At 59.8% G+C, this 19,000-nt stretch carries 16 protein-coding genes; 14 read left to right on the top strand and 2 right to left on the bottom strand.

What is annotated here, in order from left to right; all coding sequences use genetic code 11:
• The first annotated feature begins 6 nt into the window (after window positions 1–6).
• The 14 genes from NNA36_RS12665 (at window position 7) to NNA36_RS12600 (ending at window position 16,892) form a co-directional block, all read left to right on the top strand.
• Window positions 7–1,263, top strand: a complete 1,257-nt coding sequence (locus tag NNA36_RS12665; protein WP_255107530.1) for an imelysin family protein — start codon at window positions 7–9, stop codon at window positions 1,261–1,263.
• Between the two features lie 91 nt (window positions 1,264–1,354).
• Window positions 1,355–2,359 (top strand): porin, encoded by a 1,005-nt coding sequence (locus NNA36_RS12660; protein ID WP_255107528.1) that lies wholly within the window; start codon window positions 1,355–1,357, stop codon window positions 2,357–2,359.
• Window positions 2,360–2,491: 132 nt separating this feature from the next.
• The gene (locus NNA36_RS12655; protein ID WP_255107520.1) at window positions 2,492–3,955 is read left to right on the top strand and encodes a di-heme oxidoredictase family protein; all 1,464 of its coding nucleotides are present in this window, start codon (window positions 2,492–2,494) and stop codon (window positions 3,953–3,955) included.
• Between the two features lies 1 nt (window position 3,956).
• Window positions 3,957–4,979 carry an imelysin family protein gene (locus NNA36_RS12650; protein ID WP_255107518.1) on the top strand — a complete coding sequence of 341 codons (1,023 nt, stop codon included), beginning with the start codon at window positions 3,957–3,959 and terminating at the stop codon, window positions 4,977–4,979.
• 82 nt (window positions 4,980–5,061) lie between these two features.
• Window positions 5,062–6,054, top strand: a complete 993-nt coding sequence (locus NNA36_RS12645; RefSeq protein WP_255107517.1) for a DUF1513 domain-containing protein — start codon at window positions 5,062–5,064, stop codon at window positions 6,052–6,054.
• 251 nt (window positions 6,055–6,305) lie between these two features.
• Window positions 6,306–7,451 (top strand): aromatic ring-hydroxylating dioxygenase subunit alpha, encoded by a 1,146-nt coding sequence (locus NNA36_RS12640; protein WP_255107515.1) that lies wholly within the window; start codon window positions 6,306–6,308, stop codon window positions 7,449–7,451.
• A 107-nt stretch (window positions 7,452–7,558) separates the two neighbouring features.
• Window positions 7,559–8,668, top strand: a complete 1,110-nt coding sequence (locus NNA36_RS12635; protein ID WP_255107513.1) for an aromatic ring-hydroxylating dioxygenase subunit alpha — start codon at window positions 7,559–7,561, stop codon at window positions 8,666–8,668.
• An 83-nt stretch (window positions 8,669–8,751) separates the two neighbouring features.
• Window positions 8,752–9,693, top strand: a complete 942-nt coding sequence (locus NNA36_RS12630) for a LysR family transcriptional regulator (RefSeq protein WP_255107512.1) — start codon at window positions 8,752–8,754, stop codon at window positions 9,691–9,693.
• A 354-nt stretch (window positions 9,694–10,047) separates the two neighbouring features.
• A complete protein-coding gene (locus tag NNA36_RS12625; protein WP_255107510.1) occupies window positions 10,048–12,045 on the top strand; it encodes a choice-of-anchor I family protein in 1,998 nt (665 codons plus the stop codon).
• Window positions 12,046–12,254: 209 nt separating this feature from the next.
• Window positions 12,255–13,049, top strand: a complete 795-nt coding sequence (phnC, locus tag NNA36_RS12620; protein ID WP_255107508.1) for a phosphonate ABC transporter ATP-binding protein — start codon at window positions 12,255–12,257, stop codon at window positions 13,047–13,049.
• 55 nt (window positions 13,050–13,104) lie between these two features.
• Window positions 13,105–14,007 (top strand): phosphonate ABC transporter substrate-binding protein, encoded by a 903-nt coding sequence (gene phnD / locus NNA36_RS12615; RefSeq protein ID WP_255107506.1) that lies wholly within the window; start codon window positions 13,105–13,107, stop codon window positions 14,005–14,007.
• A gap of 70 nt (window positions 14,008–14,077) precedes the next feature.
• On the top strand, window positions 14,078–14,956 hold the full coding sequence (gene phnE / locus NNA36_RS12610) for a phosphonate ABC transporter, permease protein PhnE (protein ID WP_255107504.1): 879 nt from the start codon (window positions 14,078–14,080) through the stop codon (window positions 14,954–14,956).
• On the top strand, window positions 14,953–16,275 hold the full coding sequence (gene phnE, locus NNA36_RS12605; protein ID WP_255107503.1) for a phosphonate ABC transporter, permease protein PhnE: 1,323 nt from the start codon (window positions 14,953–14,955) through the stop codon (window positions 16,273–16,275). Before phnE (NNA36_RS12610) ends, phnE (NNA36_RS12605) begins: the two co-directional genes overlap by 4 nt.
• The gene (locus NNA36_RS12600; RefSeq protein WP_255107501.1) at window positions 16,275–16,892 is read left to right on the top strand and encodes a chloramphenicol acetyltransferase; all 618 of its coding nucleotides are present in this window, start codon (window positions 16,275–16,277) and stop codon (window positions 16,890–16,892) included. Before phnE (NNA36_RS12605) ends, NNA36_RS12600 begins: the two co-directional genes overlap by 1 nt.
• A 28-nt stretch (window positions 16,893–16,920) precedes the next feature.
• Here the strand turns inward: NNA36_RS12600 and NNA36_RS12595 are convergent, their stop codons facing one another.
• Window positions 16,921–18,102: an alpha-D-ribose 1-methylphosphonate 5-triphosphate diphosphatase gene (locus NNA36_RS12595; RefSeq protein WP_255107500.1), complete on the bottom strand. Its 1,182-nt coding sequence runs from the start codon at window positions 18,100–18,102 to the stop codon at window positions 16,921–16,923.
• Between the two features lie 76 nt (window positions 18,103–18,178).
• Entirely contained in the window at window positions 18,179–18,910 is a 732-nt protein-coding gene (gene phnF, locus NNA36_RS12590; protein ID WP_255107498.1) for a phosphonate metabolism transcriptional regulator PhnF, read from the bottom strand.
• Window positions 18,911–19,000 lie beyond the last annotated feature (90 nt).

The following is a 19,000-nucleotide window of genomic DNA, read 5'->3' as shown; positions in this document are numbered from 1 at the left end:
CCCGCAATGAACACGATGAAGCTTGGCGTGGCGGTTGCTGCGCTGTGCGCGGCGCAGATGGCGTTCGCGGATGAACGCGCTGTGCTGGAACACTATGCCGACATTGCTGCCGCAAAATATGCAGACAGCCTGATTACGGCGCAGGCGTTGCAGGCGGCGGTTGATGCGCTTTTGGCGGACCCGAGCGAGGCCTCGCTGGCGGCGGCCAAGGATGCCTGGCTGGCGTCACGCGTGCCCTATCAGCAGACCGAGGTTTACCGTTTCGGCAACGCGATCGTTGATGACTGGGAAGGCAAGGTCAACGCATGGCCGCTGGATGAAGGTCTGATCGACTATGTGGATGCGTCCTATGGCGAGAGCGACGAGAATCCGCTTTCGTTGGCCAATGTGATCGCCAACCCGAAGTTCAACATGTCGGGCGCGATGGTTGATGCTTCGGCCATCACTCCGGCGCTGCTGGAAGAGACCCTGCACGAGGCGGATGGTGTCGAGGCCAACGTTGCCACCGGATACCACGCGATTGAATTCCTGCTTTGGGGCCAAGACCTGAACGGCACGGATGCCGGCGCGGGCAACCGTCCAGCGACCGACTATGCGTCGGGGGATGCCTGTACCGGTGGCAACTGTGATCGTCGGGGTGAATACCTGAAGGCGGCGACCGATCTGCTGGTTTCGGACCTCGAGTTCATGGCGGCGCAATGGGCTGAAGGTGGTGAAGCACGCGAGACGGTTCTCGCGGATGAGACTGCTGGCCTGACCGCGATCCTGACCGGTATGGGCTCTTTGTCCTATGGTGAGCAGGCGGGTGAGCGGATGCGTCTTGGCCTGATGCTGAACGATCCGGAAGAAGAGCATGATTGCTTTTCGGACAACACCCACAACAGCCATTATTACGACGGGCAGGGTATCCAGAACGTCTATCTTGGCACCTACACCCGCGTTGATGGCACCGTTCTGAGCGGCGCGTCGTTGTCGGATCTGGTTGCTGCGAAAGATGCGGCGCTGGATGCGGAAATGAAAGGCAAGCTGGAGGTGACCATGGCGGCGCTGGGCGAGATGAAGGCCGCAGCGGACGCCGGGTTTGCCTATGACCAGATGCTGGCTGCGGGCAGCGAGAAGGGTGAGGCCCTGATCATGGGCGGGGTGAACGGCCTTGTTGATCAGACCAAAACCATCGAGCGCGTTGTTTCGACCCTTGGTCTGAACGGCATTGCAGTCGAAGGCTCGGACAGCCTCGATAACCCGAACGCCGTCTTCCAATAAAATCTTGCACCCAGCCTGTTTAGCCAACGGGAGGACAGCCGCTGGGCTGGGTGCTTAGACCTCCTCAACAAAAAGACTTCAGGAAAACAAAATGAACTATCTTGCGATGGGTGCTGCGGCAGCATCCGTTTCTCTTGCCGCGTCCGCAGGTCTGGCGGAAAGCCGTTTTACTTGGGACGGCGAAGTTGAACTCGGTGTCGACTCGGTTGTGAATTCGGATGTGGCAGCGGACGAACTCAGCGATTTCTACGGCACTCTCGAACTGAACGGAGAATTCGCGCTGACCGATAACCTCTCGGTTTTTGGCGGGATCACGGGCGAGTCGGTGACTGACCCGACCGGGGATCGCGTCTTTGGCGATCTGGGATTCTACGTTCACGAATTGGGTTTGCGGTATTCTATCGGCGAAAGCGCGGTGAGCTTTGGTAAGATCACGCCAAGCTTTGGGTCGACCTGGGATTCCGCTGCGGGGTTTTATGGTGATGCGCTGGCCGGAGATTACGAGCTGACCGAAATGATTGGTGCGACGGCGGACTTTGCCGTTGCAGGCGGTACGCTGTCGTTCGGAGTATTCCACGCCGACGATACCTATCTGTCGCAATCGGCCGGTTTCAACCGTGGCCGCAACCGCGCCTCGGACGGTGGGGCAGGCAACACCGGCAAGTTCGACAACTTCGCTGTGCAGTGGTCGCAGGAGCTTGGCGATACCTTCTATCATGTCGGCGCGCGTCGGCTTTCGGCCAGTGCGGGTGATGTGAAGGACGAGACCGGCTATGTGGCGGGTATTGGTCATCAGGTGAACGACCAGCTTGGCTTGTTTGCCGAGGTGGCGCATTTCGACGGGTTCGGCGGGACCGCGGATGACGCGACCTTCGTGACGCTGAACGCGGCCTATACCGTTGGTCAGATCACCTATTCGGGCCTGATTTCGCAACGTGACGTGGACAGCGCGGGCAAGACAAACCTGTATTCGGTTGGTCTCGACTATGAGCTTGCCAACGGCATGGTGTTGGGCGCGGCGCTGGCCCATGTTGATGATGCCGGCACCAACAGCCAGCAAATCGGTCTGAACCTGGTCATCCCCTTGGGGGGGTGATCCGAATTCCCTCGAGAGGCGCGCGTTAGCGGTGTCTTTCCGCCCGGATCGTCCCCCGCGGTCCGGGCAAAATTGCAAGCCGAGGTGAAATGCGCCAGACAGGTGCGTGCCTCATGCCAACAAGGATTGACCATGAAAGTGGTACGCTTACTGCCTGTTCTGATCGGGGCTGCGAGTATTGCAGCTGCGGAAGGATCGTTCGAACCCCATCTTGATATCGTGCCACGTACGCCGGGCGAGGAGGCGCGAGTTGTGTCGGTTCTGGAGGCCGATCCGGGCGTGCTTTCGCCGTTTGAACACCTGCCGCTTGGGGCAGCGACGGTTCTGGATACCGAAGGGGATGAGGCTTTTACGCGGGCGTTTGCCAATCTGCCGGAAGACAGGGAGCTTGATTTCCTTGTCGGGCGCAGCCTGTTTCGCAAGCTGTGGGTGTCGTCGCCGAGTTCGACAAAGGCATCGGATGGCCTTGGGCCGTTGTATAACGCGCGATCCTGTCTGGCGTGTCATCCGGGCAACGGGCGCGGCGTTGTTCCAGAACCCGGAGAGCGGCCACTGTCGCTGGTTCTCAAGATGACCGATGGGGCGGGGGGCAAAGACCCGATCTATGGATTGCAGTTGCAGACAAATTCGGTGTCTGGTTTGGCCGCAGAGGCGGTGATGCGGGTGGAAACCCGGCAGGAGATCGTGACGCTCGCGGACGGTACAGAGGTGGTGATGCACCATCCGACCTATCAGGTGAGCGATCTGGCGCAGGGGGATTTGGCCGCGCCTGACCGGATCAGCCCGCGCATTGCCCCGCAGGTGCCGGGGCTGGGAATGGTCGAGGTTATCCGGGCAGAGGATATTCTGGCACTGGCCGATCCGGAGGATGCGGATGGTGACGGTATTTCTGGGCGGGCGCGGATCGTGCACTCGCTTGAGTACGGCCAGCCAATGATCGGGCGGTTCGGGCGTAAGGCAGGCACGCCAACCATCAAGCAACAGACCGCGGATGCGTTTTCGCATGATATCGGGATCAGCACGCCGATGTTTCCCGCACCCTGGGGGGATTGCACGGCGGCGCAGGTTGACTGTCGGGGGCTGCCGCATGGCGACAAGGATGTGCGGGGTTTCGAGGTGGACGGCAGGGCGCTGGACCTCGTGACGCTTTATGGTGTGCATCTGGGGATGCCGTCGCGCAGGGATGCAGGTGATGCGCAGGTTCTGGCGGGCAAGGCCCTGTTTTCCGAGATCGGCTGTGCGGATTGTCACCAGCCCGCGTTTGTCACGCACCGTTTGAGCAATGACCCGAGCCGGAGCTTCCAGCTGATCTGGCCCTATTCCGACTTTCTGTTGCACGACATGGGCGCGGCCCTGGCGGATGGCGGTATCGAAGCAGATGTGGATGCCCAAGAGTGGAAAACGCCGCCCTTGTGGGGCATCGGGCGCACTGCCGAGGTGAGCGGCAGGGAAAGCTATTTACACGACGGGCGGGCGCGGTCCCTGCTGGAAGCTGTGCTTTGGCATGGCGGTGAGGCGCAAGCTGTGCGAGACAGGGTTGTTGCCTTGTCGACGGATGATCGCGAGGCCCTGATCCGTTTCCTGGAGAGTTTGTAAGATGAACCGGCTTCTGGCTGTTGTTGCCCTTGTTTTGATGATGTTTGCAGGCGTGTCCGCGTCGGCTTTGGAAAAGACCGATCTTGTGACGCGGGTGGTGGATGACCATGTCCTGCCCCGCATGGCGGAACTTGCCGAGACGGCGGTGGCGCTGGAGGATGTGGCCGAGGGCGCGTGTGCGGGTGACTCGGACGCCCTGCGCAGCGCGTGGGGTGCGGCGTTTGATGCGTGGATTGCCGTCAGCCACTTGCGGTTTGGTCCGAGCGAGGTGGACAATCGCGCCTTCGCACTGGCGTTCTGGCCGGATACGCGGGGCAAGACGCCCAAGGCGTTGATGCAACTGATTGGGAAGAGTGATCCGGTGGTGCGGGATGCCGAAGGATTTGCCGAGGTGTCCATCGCCGCGCAGGGGTACTACGCGCTTGAGTTCCTGTTGTTTGATCCGAAGGTGTCGATGGCGGGTGACGCAGAGTATCGCTGTGATCTTGTGCAAGCGATTGCCCGCAATATCGCGCTGAATGCGACGGCGATCCATGCCGATTGGCAGGCCTATGCCGATGTGCTGAAGGTGCCGGGCAACGACATTTACCGCAGCGAGGACGAAGTGGTTCAGGAGGTATTCAAGGCGCTTGGAACCGGGCTTCAGTTCACGGCCGATACCCGGCTTGGTCGTCCCTTGGGGACGTTTGAACGCCCGCGCCCGAGACGCGCCGAGCTTTGGCGTTCGCAGCGGTCCCTGCGGCATGTTCTGGTGGCGAGCGAGTCTCTGGCCGAGCTTGCCGATATCCTGTCGGAAGGCGGGACCGAGGGTCTGCAACAACGGCTCCGGGATGGGTTTGCCTATGTGCAGGAGCACGGCGCAGGGCTGGATGATCCGGCGTTTCAGGGCGTGTCTGATCCGGTTGGTCGCCTGAAGGTGGAAATCCTGAAGCTGAGCCTTGATGACATGCGCGAAATCGCGGCGCTGGAATTGAGCGTGCACCTTGGTGTGACTGCCGGGTTCAACGCACTGGATGGGGATTGAGCTGGTGGTTTCGCGACGGGGATTCATGGCAGGCGCGTTGGCGTTGGCGACACCGGGTTTTGGTTGGGCAGGATTGGGGGGCGTGCGGTTTCTGAATGCGGCGCAGCGGCCGGATGGGGCCTATGCGCTGTTCGGGATTTCGGCGTCGGGGACACCGGTGTTTTCGGTGCCCTTGCCCGAGCGCGGCCATGCGGCGGCAGCCCATCCCGAGGTGCCGGAAGCGGTTGGTTTTGCTCGTCGACCGGGTGTTTTCGCTTTTGTCCTGGATTGCGTGAGCGGGCGGGTGCTGCATCGTCTGGATGCGCCTGAGGGGCGGCACTTTTACGGGCATGGCGTGTTTTCGATGGATGGCCGTTTCCTGTTCACCACGGAAAACGACTATGAGGCCGGAGAGGGTGTGATTGGCATCTGGGATCGCTCGCTCGGGTATGCGCGCGTTGACGAGATGCCGTCAGGAGGTGTGGGGCCGCATGACATCCGACGCCTGCCGGGAACGGATGTTCTGGTGGTGGCCAATGGCGGTATTGAGACCCATCCCGACAGCGGGCGTGCCAAGCTGAACATCCCGATGATGGAGCCGAACCTGGCCTATCTGCGCGGTGATGGCGTTGAAGAGATCGTGGAATTGCCGCGTGCGATGCACAAGAATTCGATCCGGCATATGGCGGTGCGGGAAGATGGGTTCGTCGCTTTTGGGATGCAGTGGCAAGGCGATGTGGCGCAGGCGCCGGTCTTGTTCGGGGTTCACATGCGCGGAGAGGCGCCGCGCCTGCTTTGGCCTACCGAACAGGAGCAAGATGCGCTTCGGGGCTATGTCGGGAGCGTGACGTTTTCGCAGGACGGCGCGCAGGTGGCGATCTCGTCACCGCGCGGTGGTGTCGTGCAGGTGATCGATGTGGCAGAGATGCGCGTGGCGCACAGCGTCGAGATGCCGGATGTCTGTGGAATTGGGGCCGATGAAAACGGGTTTGTCCTGACGTCCGGGGATGGCCGCGTGGCACGTGTTGATGAGAATCGGTTTGTCGACCTTGGTCGCCAAGACCTTCGCTGGGACAATCATATGGTTGCGCTCTAGGGGGCTGTTTATCCAGTCGCGCGGAAAAAGGTGCAGTTTTCCAAATGTTTGAGAAATCCTGAGAGTGATCTTAGGGGAAGCCTAATCACGGCTGAACGAGAGACTTCTTTTCCAAACCGTCAATTCGGCGGAATTCTTTTGTCATGGATGCGCGAAAGACGGTTTCACCGAAGCCGGAGTCTTTCCTGCCTCCCTGATGAAATTGACGTATCCCGCGCGCGAGATGCGGGTTCCTGGAAAAGGAGGAAACCATGGCAAAAGACGGTGTGGAGATGTCTGCCGTAGATGCCCTGCGGGCCAATACGAGCGTGCCGTTCGAACAGGCGCGGGCGATGCCGCCGGAGGTATACACTTCGGATGAGTTCCTTCAGGAGGAATTGAATCAGATCTTTGCCAAGGAGTGGTACTGTATTGGTCGCGCCAGTGCGCTGGCCAATCCGGGCGACTATGTGAGTGCGGAACTGGCGGGACAACCGATTGCCGTGATCCGGGATCGGGATGGCACACTTCGGGCGGTTTCGAATGTCTGTATGCACCGCATGTCGACCCTTTTGCACGGACGCGGCAACACGCGGGCGATTGTCTGTCCCTACCATGCCTGGACCTACAACCTTGACGGCACGTTGCGCGGCGCCCCGGCGATGACGCTGAACGAGGGGTTCTGCAAGGAAGCCTATTCGCTGCCGAAGGTGCGTTGCGAAGAATGGCTGGGGTGGGTGTTCGTGACGCTTAACGCGGATGCCAAGCCGGTGACCGAGGTGCTCTCGCAGGTTGAAGAGCTGATCGGTGGCTATGACATGGCCAACTATACCGAGGCTTTCTATGAAGAGCATGTCTGGGACACCAACTGGAAGGTGTTGGCCGAGAACTTCATGGAGAGCTATCACCTGCCGGTTTGCCACGCGGGCACCATCGGCGGGTTGTCGAAGCTGGAAGACATGATCTGTCCGCCGGGCCTGCCGGCGTTCAACTATCATACGATCCTCAAGGAAGAGTCGCTCAGGATTGCCATGGCGCACCCTGACAACACCCGGCTTGAAGGGGACGAGCGGCGCACGACGTTCCTGCTGGCGATCTATCCTTCGCTGCTGATCACGCTGACGCCCGGGTATTTCTGGTATCTGAGCCTGCATCCGAAAGGGCCGGGGCAGGTGCACATCCGCTTTGGTGGCGGGATGTCGAATGACTTTGCCGACGATGCCGACCTTGACCAGAACTTTGCCGACCTGAAGGCGCTTCTGGACGATGTGAATGTCGAGGATCGCGGGTGCACGGAGAAGGTGTTCAAGGGGCTGAGTTCGCGGCTTGCCGAGCCGGGGCACCTCTCGCATCTGGAGCGTCCGAACTACGACTTTGCGCAGTACCTGATTGCAAAGATCGACGAGGGGCGGGCCTAGGCAAGGCCCCATCCGGCCCTTGGGCAGGGGCCGCACATCAATGGCCGTGTCTGGCGCATGAAGGCTTGGCGCGGCGCTTGTTCTTATGGCGTGTTTGGAGGTGTTTGATGGACATGCGTCAGAAATTGCAGGAGTTGGCGGCGCTGCCCGCGGATCGTCCGATGTGTATGCCGGGGGCGTTCTATACGTCGCAGGCGCAGTTCGAACACGAGGCCGCCGGCGTGCTGCGTCGGGGCTGGCATTGCCTGGGGCGCGAAGATGAAATCCCCGAAGCGGGTGATTTCTTTACCGTACAATTGCTGAATGAGCCGCTGATCGTTGTGCGCGGCGATGACGGTGATATTCGCGTGCTGGCCAATGTGTGCCGTCACCGCGGGATGCCGCTTGCCGAGGGGCGCGGCAAGGTGAAACGCTTTGTGTGTTCCTATCATGCCTGGGCCTATGGCCTAAATGGCGACTTGCTGCGGGCTGCGCGCATGGAGAATGCCGGCTTTGACGCCAAGAACTGCCGCCTGCATGGGCACAATGTGCAGCTTTGGAAAGGGTTCATCTATGTGAACCTCGATGTGGACGCGGCCCCGTTCGAACATCCGGAACTTGATGCGCTTTTGGAGCCTTACGAGAGCGAAAAGCTGCGGCTGGTCCATGTTGCGGAGGAAAACTGGCAGACCAACTGGAAGTGTCTGGTTGAGAACTTCATGGAAGGCTATCACCTTTCGGTCGTGCATCCGCAGACCCTGCATGGCTATACGCCCACCGGATTGGCGCGCAAGCTGATCACCGGTGAGGGGTATACGTCTTATGCTGCAAACTATCCGCAGGACATTCCCTCGCGTGGGCTTGGGGCGCCGAACCTGAGCAAGGAAGAACGGGAACGGTCTACGCTGTTTTCAAAGTTCCCGTGCCAGGTGGCCAGCCAGGCCGCGAGTCTTCTTGTGTCGATTTCGATTTTCCCGCTGAGCGCCGGTGAAATCCGTGTGAAATGGACGATGTCGGTCTATGGCGATGATCTGGACGACGAGACCATCCAGCAGCGCATTGGCCTGTGGGAAGAGGTGAACCGCGAGGACCGCGAGAAGCTCGAGAAGATGCAGGTTGCCCTGTCGTCGGCCCATGCGCTGGAAGGGCCTTTGGCGGGGGATGACTATGAAGGCACGATCCGCGACTTCCAGCTGTGGCTGGCGGCGCAGGACCGTCAGGAGATGGCGGCGGAATAATGCGTTGGGCCGATGTCGGTTCGCGACATCGGTCCGGTCGTATCGGGCTTGAACCTGTTTCAACGGCGGTGAATAGTCGTTGGATGGCAACGCGTTTCACTCTTCGACAACTGGAATATTTCATCGCTGTGGGTGAGGCCGGGTCTATTGCCCAGGCCTCGGACAGGGTGAATGTGTCTTCGCCTTCGATTTCGACCGCCGTTGCGCAGTTGGAGGACGAGTTCGGCCTGCCGCTGTTCGTGCGCAAGCATGCGCATGGGCTGTCGCTTACGCAGGCGGGCAAGCGGTTCATGGAGCAGGCCAAGAAGGTGTTGGCCGAGGCGGATGCGCTGAACCACCTTGCGGGGGATATTTCCGGGAGCGTGCGCGGGCCTTTGGCGATTGGCTGTCTGCTGACCTTTGCGCAGGTCGTTTTGCCCGCAATGCGGCGGCTGTTCGAGACCAACTATCCGGACGTGCGCGTATCGCAGTACGAGCTGCATCAGCTGGAGATTTTCGAAAAGCTGCGGCGGGCGGAGATCGACGTTGCGATCAGTTACGATCTTGATATTCCCGCCGATCTTGAGTTCATTCCCCTGCGGGAGTTGCCGCCCTTTGCCATGCTGGACGAGGAGCATCCTCTTGCGGGCGAGGCGGTGGTCTCGGTCGAGGAATTGCAGAAACACCCGATGGTGCTTTTGGACCTGCCGCATAGTAGCGAATACTTTCTGTCGTTCTTTACGAAAATCGGTGTGAAGCCGAATATCGCCGAGCGGACGCGGGACATGGCGGTTTTGCGCAGTCTTGTGGCGAACGGGTTTGGCTATGCGATTGCCAACCTTCGGCCGCAGATTGACCAGTCCCCCGACGGCCGGCGTTTGCGGTTTGTGCCGCTGGTCGGGAGCGTCCGGCGGTTGCGCATGGGGCTGGTGGTGCCGGAAGGGGCGACCAATGTGCTGACGGTGCAGACCTTTGTCGAACACTGCCGCAGCGTTGTAGACGACTGGGGTTTTCCCGGTCTGCCCCTGCCAAAAGACGAGACCTGACCCCTTTTAAGGCAGTTTCGACACTGTTCAGACGTGATGGACCCGTCCTTTGTGGAGCAGGCCCCATTATTCATATTTCTGTTTCAAAATGTTCAGTTGGACGTTTCATTTTGCGACTAGGCCTGCTTCGGAATTTCTAGAGTTGGACCTGTTGTTGCGGAAACTGTGCGTGATCTCCCTGCGTTTTCATACCCTTCGGCGGGCCAGCATCACGCTTTCGCGGCGTGATCCCAATGCCTCATCTCATGGCTGACACGAAAACCGCCTTTCTCCGTTCGGAGGGGGGCTTTGCGCCTTTGCTCGTCCGGGGCTGTCCCGTGTGAGCGCAAAAAAACTGAACAAGGATGATTTGACATGACACCTCTCACGACAACACGGCTGAATACCCTTGGCTTCGAGGAGGCCGTGACTTTTGACAGCGGCGCAGGCGAAGGCGGCTCGGAAGTCGTGTCGTTCCATGACGGCAAGCTTTATGTGACCAACGGCGAACAGGACCGTGTCGACATCATCAACGCGACGACCGGCGTTCTGATCAGCTCGATCGACCTGTCGACCATCCCGGGCTTTGATGGCATTAACTCGGTTGCAGCTTCGGCGGCTGGGGTTGCGGTTGCCGTTGAGCGTGACATCGCAAGCTTTGACAATGGTGTGGTCGCCCTGTTTGCGCTGGACGGCACGCCGAATGGTACCGTGGAAGCCGGCAACCTGCCGGACATGGTGACCTTTTCGAAAGATGGCACCAAGATTTTTGTCGCCAATGAAGGTGAGCCGACCGACAGTGTTGATCCCGCCGGTTCGATCTCGATCATCGACGTGGCGACCAAGCAGGTTCAGACCTTTGATTTTTCCGCCTTCGACACCCAGGTTGCTGCGCTGGAAGCTGCCGGTGTGCGCATCTTCCCGGGCAAGCTGCCGTCGACCGATTTTGAGCCGGAGTACATTGCCGAGGGCGACAACGGCAAGCTGTACGTGACCTTGCAGGAGGCCAATGCCGTTGCCGTGTTTGATCTTACCACCATGCAGTGGGACGAGATCCTGCCGCTCGGCACCGTGGATCACTCGGTTGAGGGGTTCGGTATGGATGCCAATGACAAGGATGACGCGATCGACATCAAGGTTGTGAACACCCTTGGCCTGCGCATGCCCGACGCCCTCGCGACGGCGGAGATCGGGGGCAAGACCTATTTCCTGACGGCCAACGAAGGCGATGATCGCGGTGATTTTGACGAAGGTGGCGATGCGGCCCGCGTCAAGGATATCCTGGACGGCGATGTTGCGGGTGTGTCGATTGATGCTTCGGTGGACACCACCGGCCTGGAGCGTCTGAACGTGTCGATCATCGATGGTGACACCGACAATGATGGCGACATCGACGTTCTGCATTCCTACGGGTCGCGTTCGTTCACCATCTATGACGCGGACGGCAATGTCGTCTTTGACTCAGGCGATGATTTCGAACAGTGGATCGCCGCCAATCGTCCGGCAAACGCGTTCAACAACGACGATTATCCGTCGGATGACGCAGGCACCGTTGACGAGAACCGTTCCGACAACAAGGGCCCCGAGCCGGAAGCCATCGCGGTGGGTGAAGTCGAGGGTGTCACCCTTGCCTTTATCGGCCTCGAGCGCGACAGCGGCATCATGATCTACGACATCACCGATCCGGCGAATGCCTCGTTTCTGACCTACATCGAGGGCCAGGGCAACGGGAACGTCAGCCCCGAAGTCATCGATTTCATTCCCGCCAGCGAGAGCGCGACCGGTGTGGCGCAGATCGCGGTGTCCTATGAGGTTTCGGGCACCACCGCGGTATTTGATCTGCAGTTCGGTCAGCAAATCCTGGGCACCAACGCGGGCGAGATGATCAAAGGCGGTATTGGTGCTGACGAAATTCTTGCAGGGTTCGGACACGATACTGTTGTGGCCGGCAGCGGTGACGACTTTGTGCGCGCGGGCTTTGGTCATGATGACATCAGCGGCCGGGCGGGAGATGACAACCTGCGTGGCTTCTGGGGACATGACACCATTCGCGGCGGTGCGGGTGACGATACCCTTGGCGGTGGCGTCGGCAAGGATCGCCTGATTGGTGGTACCGGCGACGATGTGATGAAGGGTTTCATCGGCAAGGACGTCTTTGTGTTCGATCTGGGGGCTGGTGACGACGTGATCCTTGACCTGACGCGAAAGGACCGCATCGATCTGAGCGCAACCGGGCTTAGCTTTGCGGACCTGACCATCACCGACAACGGTTCGGATAACTATACGGTTGAGTATGGTGCGCAGGGTGACAGCATTGATGTCACTCTGGCTGGCAACCTTACCGATCTGACCGAGGACAGCTTCCTGTTCTAGGAACCGCAGGCCGCGACAAGCGGTATGCGCATTAAGATTAAGGGCACCGGCCGTCTTTTTCGGCCGGTGCCTTTCGTTTGTCGGGGGGCGTATTCGGCAGGTCGAGACTGGGCTAGACGTGGGTGCTGGTCACAAAACATTCATTGAACTGACAAGAGTCTTTATCAGATGGCGCCTATCCCAACGGCTGACTGTGCCGGGGGAATACTGTGCTTCAAATAACGAACCTGACCAAGAAATTCGGTCCAAACACGGCTGTTGATGCGGCAAACATCGACGTCCAGAAATCCGCCATGATCGGCATCATCGGGCGTTCGGGGGCAGGCAAGTCGACCCTGCTACGCATGCTGAACCGTCTGAGCGATGCGACCTCTGGCAAGATCGAGTTTGAAGGCCGTGATGTGACCGGGCTGAAAGGTGCAGAGAAGCGCCGCTGGCAGTCTGAATGCGCGATGATCTTCCAGCAGTTTAACCTAGTGCCTCGCATGGACGTGGTTTCGAACGTTTTGCACGGCACGTTGAACCGCCGTTCGACGCTGGCGACGATGTTCAACCTTTATCCGAACGAAGACATCCACCGCGCGATTGATATTCTTGACCGTCTTGGCATTGCCGAGCATGGCCCCAAACGCGCTGAGGCGCTTTCGGGTGGCCAGCAGCAGCGAGTGGCGATTGCCCGTGCGCTGATGCAGGACCCGCGTATCATCCTCGCGGACGAGCCGATTGCCTCGCTTGATCCGATGAATGCGCAGGTGGTGATGCAATCGTTGCGCCAAATTCACGAAGAAGATGGCCGCATGGTCATTGCCAACCTGCACACACTGGATACCGCGCGCCGCTATTGTGACCGCGTGATCGGTATGCGCGACGGCCGCATCGTCTTTGACGGTACGCCGGAGCAACTGACAACCGGTGTGGCGCGCGACATCTACGGTGCGGATGACAGCTTTAACGAAGCCTACACATCGACCGAGATCCAGACGCTTACCCGCGTTCCTGCCTGAATTTCATCTGCCCCGTCCTGATCCGGCGGGGCTTTATCAACTGGAGAGAAAGAAGATGAAAAAACTGATCGCTGCCGTCCTGGCAACCACCGCTCTGACCGCACCGGTCATGGCTGAAGACATCAAAGAGTTCCGTATCGGCCTGCTGGGTGGTGAAAACGCCCAAGACCGTCTGAACAACAACGAGTGCCTGCGCGCCAAAACCGAAGAGCTGCTGGGTGTTCCGACCAAGCTGTTCGCGCCGGCCGACTATAACGGCGTTATCCAGGGCCTGCTGGGCGGTACCATCGACATGGCGTGGCTGGGTGCCTCGGGTTACGCGAAGACCTATCTGTCGGACCCGGAAGCGGTTGAGCCGATCCTCGTGAAAGTGAACACCGATGGCGGCTATGGCTACTATTCGGTTGGTTTCGCCCGCAAGGACAGCGGCATTAAATCGCTGGAAGACATGAAGGGCAAAGTCTTTGGTTTCGGCGATCCGAACTCGACCTCGGGCTTCCTGATCCCGTCGATCGAAATCCCGGAAGCAACCGGTTCGACCATGACTTCGGGTGACTACTTTGGTGAAGTCAAGTTCACCGGTGGCCACGAGCAGACCATCGTTGCCGTGAACGCGGGTGACGTTGATGGCGGCGTGACCTGGGCCGACGGCCTTGGCAACTGGGAAGACGGTTACAACTCGGGCGCGCTGCGTCGTGCGGTTGATGCCGGTCTGATCGACATGAACGACATGGTCAAAATCTGGCAGTCGAAGCCGATCCCGGAAGGCCCGATCGTTCTGCGCAAAGCTCTGCCGGAAGACGTGAAAGTCAAGTTCACCGCGCTGATGGCTTCGATGCCGTCGATCGACCCGGATTGCGCCTATGGCGTTCTGGCCGGTGAAGCAAAAGGCCTGCAGCCGATTGGTCACGACGCCTACGAAGTGATCGTCGAAGCACGCAAACTGAAGTCGAACTAAGGTTCTCTTCACCCTTTTTGGCAGGCCCCGCGACATTTGCGGGGCCTGTTTTTCAGAACGAGAGGCAGCAATGGCAGAACTCACGGGCGGTATCGCCGAGATGCGCAGCGACTACATGGCGCAGGTGCGGCGCAAGCGCATGATGGATGGCATTCTTCTGGTCATTTTCATCGCGTTGATGGTTTCGGGTTTCATGATCGCCGATGATCGCAACGCCGGTGGTTTCTGGGAAGGGCTGCATCGTTTCTTTGATTTCCCGAAGGAAGTTCTGGGCGAGGCCGTTGAGAAGATTTCTGAGCTTCCCGCGCATTTCGTGACCTTCCTTCCCTCGTTGATCGAGACGATCAACATTGCGGCGGCCTCCACGCTGATCGGTGCGATGCTGGCGATTGTACTGTCGTTGCTGTCGACCCGAGGCATGGCCCGCTGGCCGCGTCTCATTCCGCTGTTCCGCCGCATCATGGATATCATGCGTGCGATGCCGGAAATCGTGATCGCGCTGGTGCTGATCTTTATCATGGGCGGTGGCCCGGTGCCTGCGATGGTGGCGATCGCTTTTCACACGGCAGGCGCGCTGGGCAAGCTGTTTTCGGAAGTGAACGAGAACGCATCCTTGAAGCCGGTTGAGGGCCTGCAATCCGTTGGCGCGAGCTGGGCGCAGCGAATGGTTCTGGGCGTGATGCCACAGGTGGCGCCGAACTATCTGAGCTATGCACTGTTGCGGTTCGAGATCAACATTCGAGCCTCGGCCATCCTTGGCTTCGTTGGCGCTGGCGGTATCGGCTATGAGCTGAAGAACGCTATGAGCTGGGGCAAGGGGCAGTATGACGAAGCTGCCGCGATCTTTATCCTGCTGTTCCTGTCGATTGTCGTGGTGGACCAGGTGTCGAGTGTTTACCGCGACCGCCTGACCCACGGAAAAAAAGAGAAAGTGAAGGTGTCGGCATGACCATGACCGCGACCGATGTGACCACGCTGAGAAGCGGCGCGAACGCGCTTTTTCGCCGCAAACGCTTGATGGCCTTTGGCCTGCCGTTGATGGTGCTGGCCTATCTGACTTACATCTTCTTTGCCTTTGATATTCTGGGATTGGCCAAGCGCTTCGAGGTCGACAATGCCCGCGCTCTGGTGGCGGACAGCTATAGCTACAAGACGCATGTGACCCGCGACAACCGTTCGGGTGACGTGGTCATCGCCATCGAAGGCGAGCGCAAGGGCACCTATGCACCGGGCACCTCGCCCGAATGGGTGGACCTGGGTCGCGATACGGTGATTGACCTTGAGGGCGGGTACCTGGTGACCTTCGGTGCTGAGAATCTCGTGTCTTTCGACATTCCGGGCTATGGGGTGATCACCGCACAGCCGGATCGGCGGAAGGGCGTTCAGGCGCAGTTGCCGACGGATGAGGTTCCGGAGTGGATCAACCTGTCGAAGAACCGTCTGGCGATCACGACGGACGCGGGCCGCCTGACCGTGACTCGGAACCGGACCGAGGTGTTCCGCTATTTCACCGGTTGGGAGCTGTTCTTCTTTACCCTCGACAGCCCCTATCACGGCATGGGCGTTGGCGAGGTCATGGCGCGCGCCTTTGACGGTGAGGCCGGTGCGATTTTCAATGACATCTGGACCAACAAGATGTGGCGTCACCAAGAGGTGGTCTGGGCGATCTTTGAAACGATCCTGATGGCCTTCCTTGGCACCATGGGGGCCGCGATTGTCGCCCTGCCGCTGGCGTTTCTGGCGGCAAAGAACTTTTCGCCACTGGTTACGGTGCGTCAGGTGACCCGTCGTTTCTTTGACTTCTTCCGCGGCGTGGATGCGTTGATCTGGACCATCGTGTTGGCGCGGGCGTTCGGGCCGGGGCCGCTTACCGGTGCCTTGGCGATCCTGATCACCGACACCGGCAGTTTCGGCAAGATGTTCTCTGAGGCTTTGGAGAACGTGGACAAGAAGCAGATCGAAGGTATCCAGTCGACAGGGGCGAACCCGATCCAGCGGTATCGCTTTGGCGTGATCCCGCAGGTGACGCCGGTGCTTTTGAGCCAGATCCTGTATTATCTCGAATCCAACACCCGTAGCGCGACCATCATTGGTGCGATCACGGGCGGTGGTATCGGTCTGATGCTGACGCAGGCGATGATTACCCAGAAGGACTGGGAAGAGGTGAGCTACTATATCGTGCTGATCATCCTGATGGTGATGCTGATGGACTGGTTCTCGGGCTGGCTGCGTCGACGTCTGATCGCTGGCGATGAAAGTGGCCGCTGATGCATAATCCGTTGAAAGCCGATGGTCCCGTGATTGCAGATGGCTGTATTGTCGTCGACAGCGATTTCGGGGCCTATACTTGGATCAACAGTGGCACGCGGGTGCAGCATTCGGTCTTTGGCGACTACTCCTACTGTGACCGCAACTGCGACGTGGCAAATGCTCAGATTGGCAAGTTCGCCAATATCGCAAGCGGTGTGCGGATCGGGGCGACAGACCATCCGCTTGAGCGGGCGAGCCTTCATCACTTCATGTACCGGTCGTCGGACTACTGGCCCGATGCCGAACCCGATGCGGCGTTCTTTGAACACCGCCGATCACGGTTGGCGGTCGTGGGGCATGACACCTGGATCGGCCACAACGCGCAGATCAAGCCCGAGGTTACGGTGGGGCATGGTGCGGTTGTTGCCGCGGGTGCCGTGGTGACCAAGGACGTTGCACCCTATACGATTGTAGCGGGGATGCCTGCGAAGGTGCTGCGCCTCCGTCAGCCAGCGCCAATCGCCGAGCGCCTGATGGCGCTTGCGTGGTGGGATTGGGATCACGACAGTATCAGGGATGCGCTTGAAGATTTCCGCAATCTGGACGCGGATGCTTTTCTTGAGAAATACGAATGACAAGGGCGCCGGTTGGCGCCCTACTTTTTCATTCTGCGGCCAGTTGCATCGACGCGCTTGAATAGAAGAACCGGTGCGCGGCTTCGCCCACCAGGTGGGTGATACGCCCCCCGGAAATGGTGCCTTCGATTGCGCGGGTCTTGGCGTTGACGATGGCAACGTCGGCGCGACGCCCGAAATCGAAATGACCGCGATCCGCCAGACCCATGATGCGGGCCGGGGTTTCGGAAATCATCTTCCACGCCTTGGGCAGGGTCATGATGCCGTCGTCGACGAGGCGGAATGCCGACTGGGCCAGCGCCGGATAGTAGTAGTCGGACACCAGCGCATCGCAGAGGCGGGCCTCGACCAGGTCCGAGGCCGCGATGTTGCCCGACTGGGACCCGCCGCGCACGATGTTTGGCGCGCCCATGACAACGTGATCGCCCACGGCCTTGGCCAAGGCAGCCGCAGGGCGGGCTGTGGGGAATTCGCAGATCTTGGCGCCGATCATCGAGAAGCGCTCGCGGGTGTCGCCGTCGGGATCGTCATGCGATCCGTAGCGGACCCCCAACTGATCGAAGCGTTCGGCAAGTTTGCACAGGTAGCGCGGAACCCGCGAGGTTTGCTCCTGCGCAGCATGGACAAGCGCCATGTGTTCTTTGGGGGTGCGGCCCGCCTTTTTGGCCCAGAGGGTGATTTCCTCGGGGCGCAGGCGGGCGAGGTGCAGGGCTTCGTCGAGGTGGTTGTTGAAGACAACGTAGTCGATCTTGTGCCGTTCGACAGCCGACAAGAGCCGCTCGGCCGTGTCAACGGTGTGGGTTTCGCAGCGGATCTGGATTCGCAGGTCGCTGAGGGCGTGGCTGCGATAGTGGTCGAGACCGGTCAGTAGTTTCTCGGCAAAGTCTGGGCCGCGATGGCCGCCTTCCCAGCTCCAGCTTTGGGCGAGCCAGGCGGTGGTGACCCCGTTGACTGCCGCGTCACGATCGGTGGCGCGCAGGCCGGTTTCCAGAGGGAACGGCGCCGATGGGCGCGGTGCGATATGGCGTTCAAACGCATCGCCGTGCATGTCGATGATACCGGGCAGCAGCAGGTAGCCCGTGAGGTCAACTTCGGGGAGCGGGCCTTTGGAAATGCGACCCTGTTGGATCACGAGGGACCGCTTTTGCATTTCGCCGTCGCGCAGGACAGTAGCGCCTTTGAGGCGAAGGGAGAGGGGGCGTCTGGGCATCGATCTGCTCATTTCCGAGGTTTTCGATATGTCTAGCTGTCTAGTATGTCGCCTACGTGACAGGACGCCCAATGTTTTATGGCGCATCCGCCTCTGCAAGGGTCAGGGTTACCCGGTCTCCGGCGAACCACGAGACACCGTATTCAATCGGGTTTCCATCGGGATCGACGTTGATGCCGACGGTGCGCAAGATCGGATCACCTTCTTGAATGCGCAGGTGCAGCGCCTGGGTTGCGGTTGCCCGCTTCGCAGTCAGGCGGGTGGAGATGCGAGTGTAGTCGAGGATGCCACAGGCGTTCAGTGCCGCCGTGACCGAGTTCGAAAAGGTGATGTGATCGAGCATTTCGGGGAAGCGATCGGCGGGGAAGGCGCTTTTGAAGACGCAGATCGGCTGGCCGTCCGCAAGGGACAGGCCTTCGTAGACATGAACCGGATCGCCCTTGTTCAGTTGCAGGGCCTCTGCCTCGCGCAGATCGGCGGCGCGTGTCTCGACCGAGAGCGTCTGTTTGGAGGGCAGGCGGCCTGACTGCTGGAGGTTGCGGTGAAAGCGCACCCGTTTGCCGATGGGATAGTCGGTGGGGGTTTGCGCCACGAAGACGCCAGACCCACGTCGGGAATGCACAAGGCCGGATTCGGCCATGTCCTTCAGCGCATGGCGCACGGTGTGACGGTTTACGCCAAAGCGCGAGGAAAGCTCGGCCTCGGTTGGAAGCTTATCGCCGGGTCCATAGCGGCCTTCGGCGATGTCGGCGGTGAGGCTGCGGGAAATGGATTCCCATACGGGTGTCTTTTTCTGGAAACGGTTCATGTCATCAAAGTTTCACGGATGCCGGGATTGTGCGACTCATCGCTCTAGGGTTAGTATTTGTCTAGTTGTATAGGAAAATAGACAAATCGA

The sequence above is a fragment of the Shimia sp. CNT1-13L.2 genome, from assembly GCF_024331145.1.
Classification (GTDB): Bacteria; Pseudomonadota; Alphaproteobacteria; order Rhodobacterales; family Rhodobacteraceae; genus Shimia.
The sequence above is the reverse complement of the archived record's forward strand: the minus strand, read 5'-3'. Positions and strand labels throughout refer to the sequence as shown.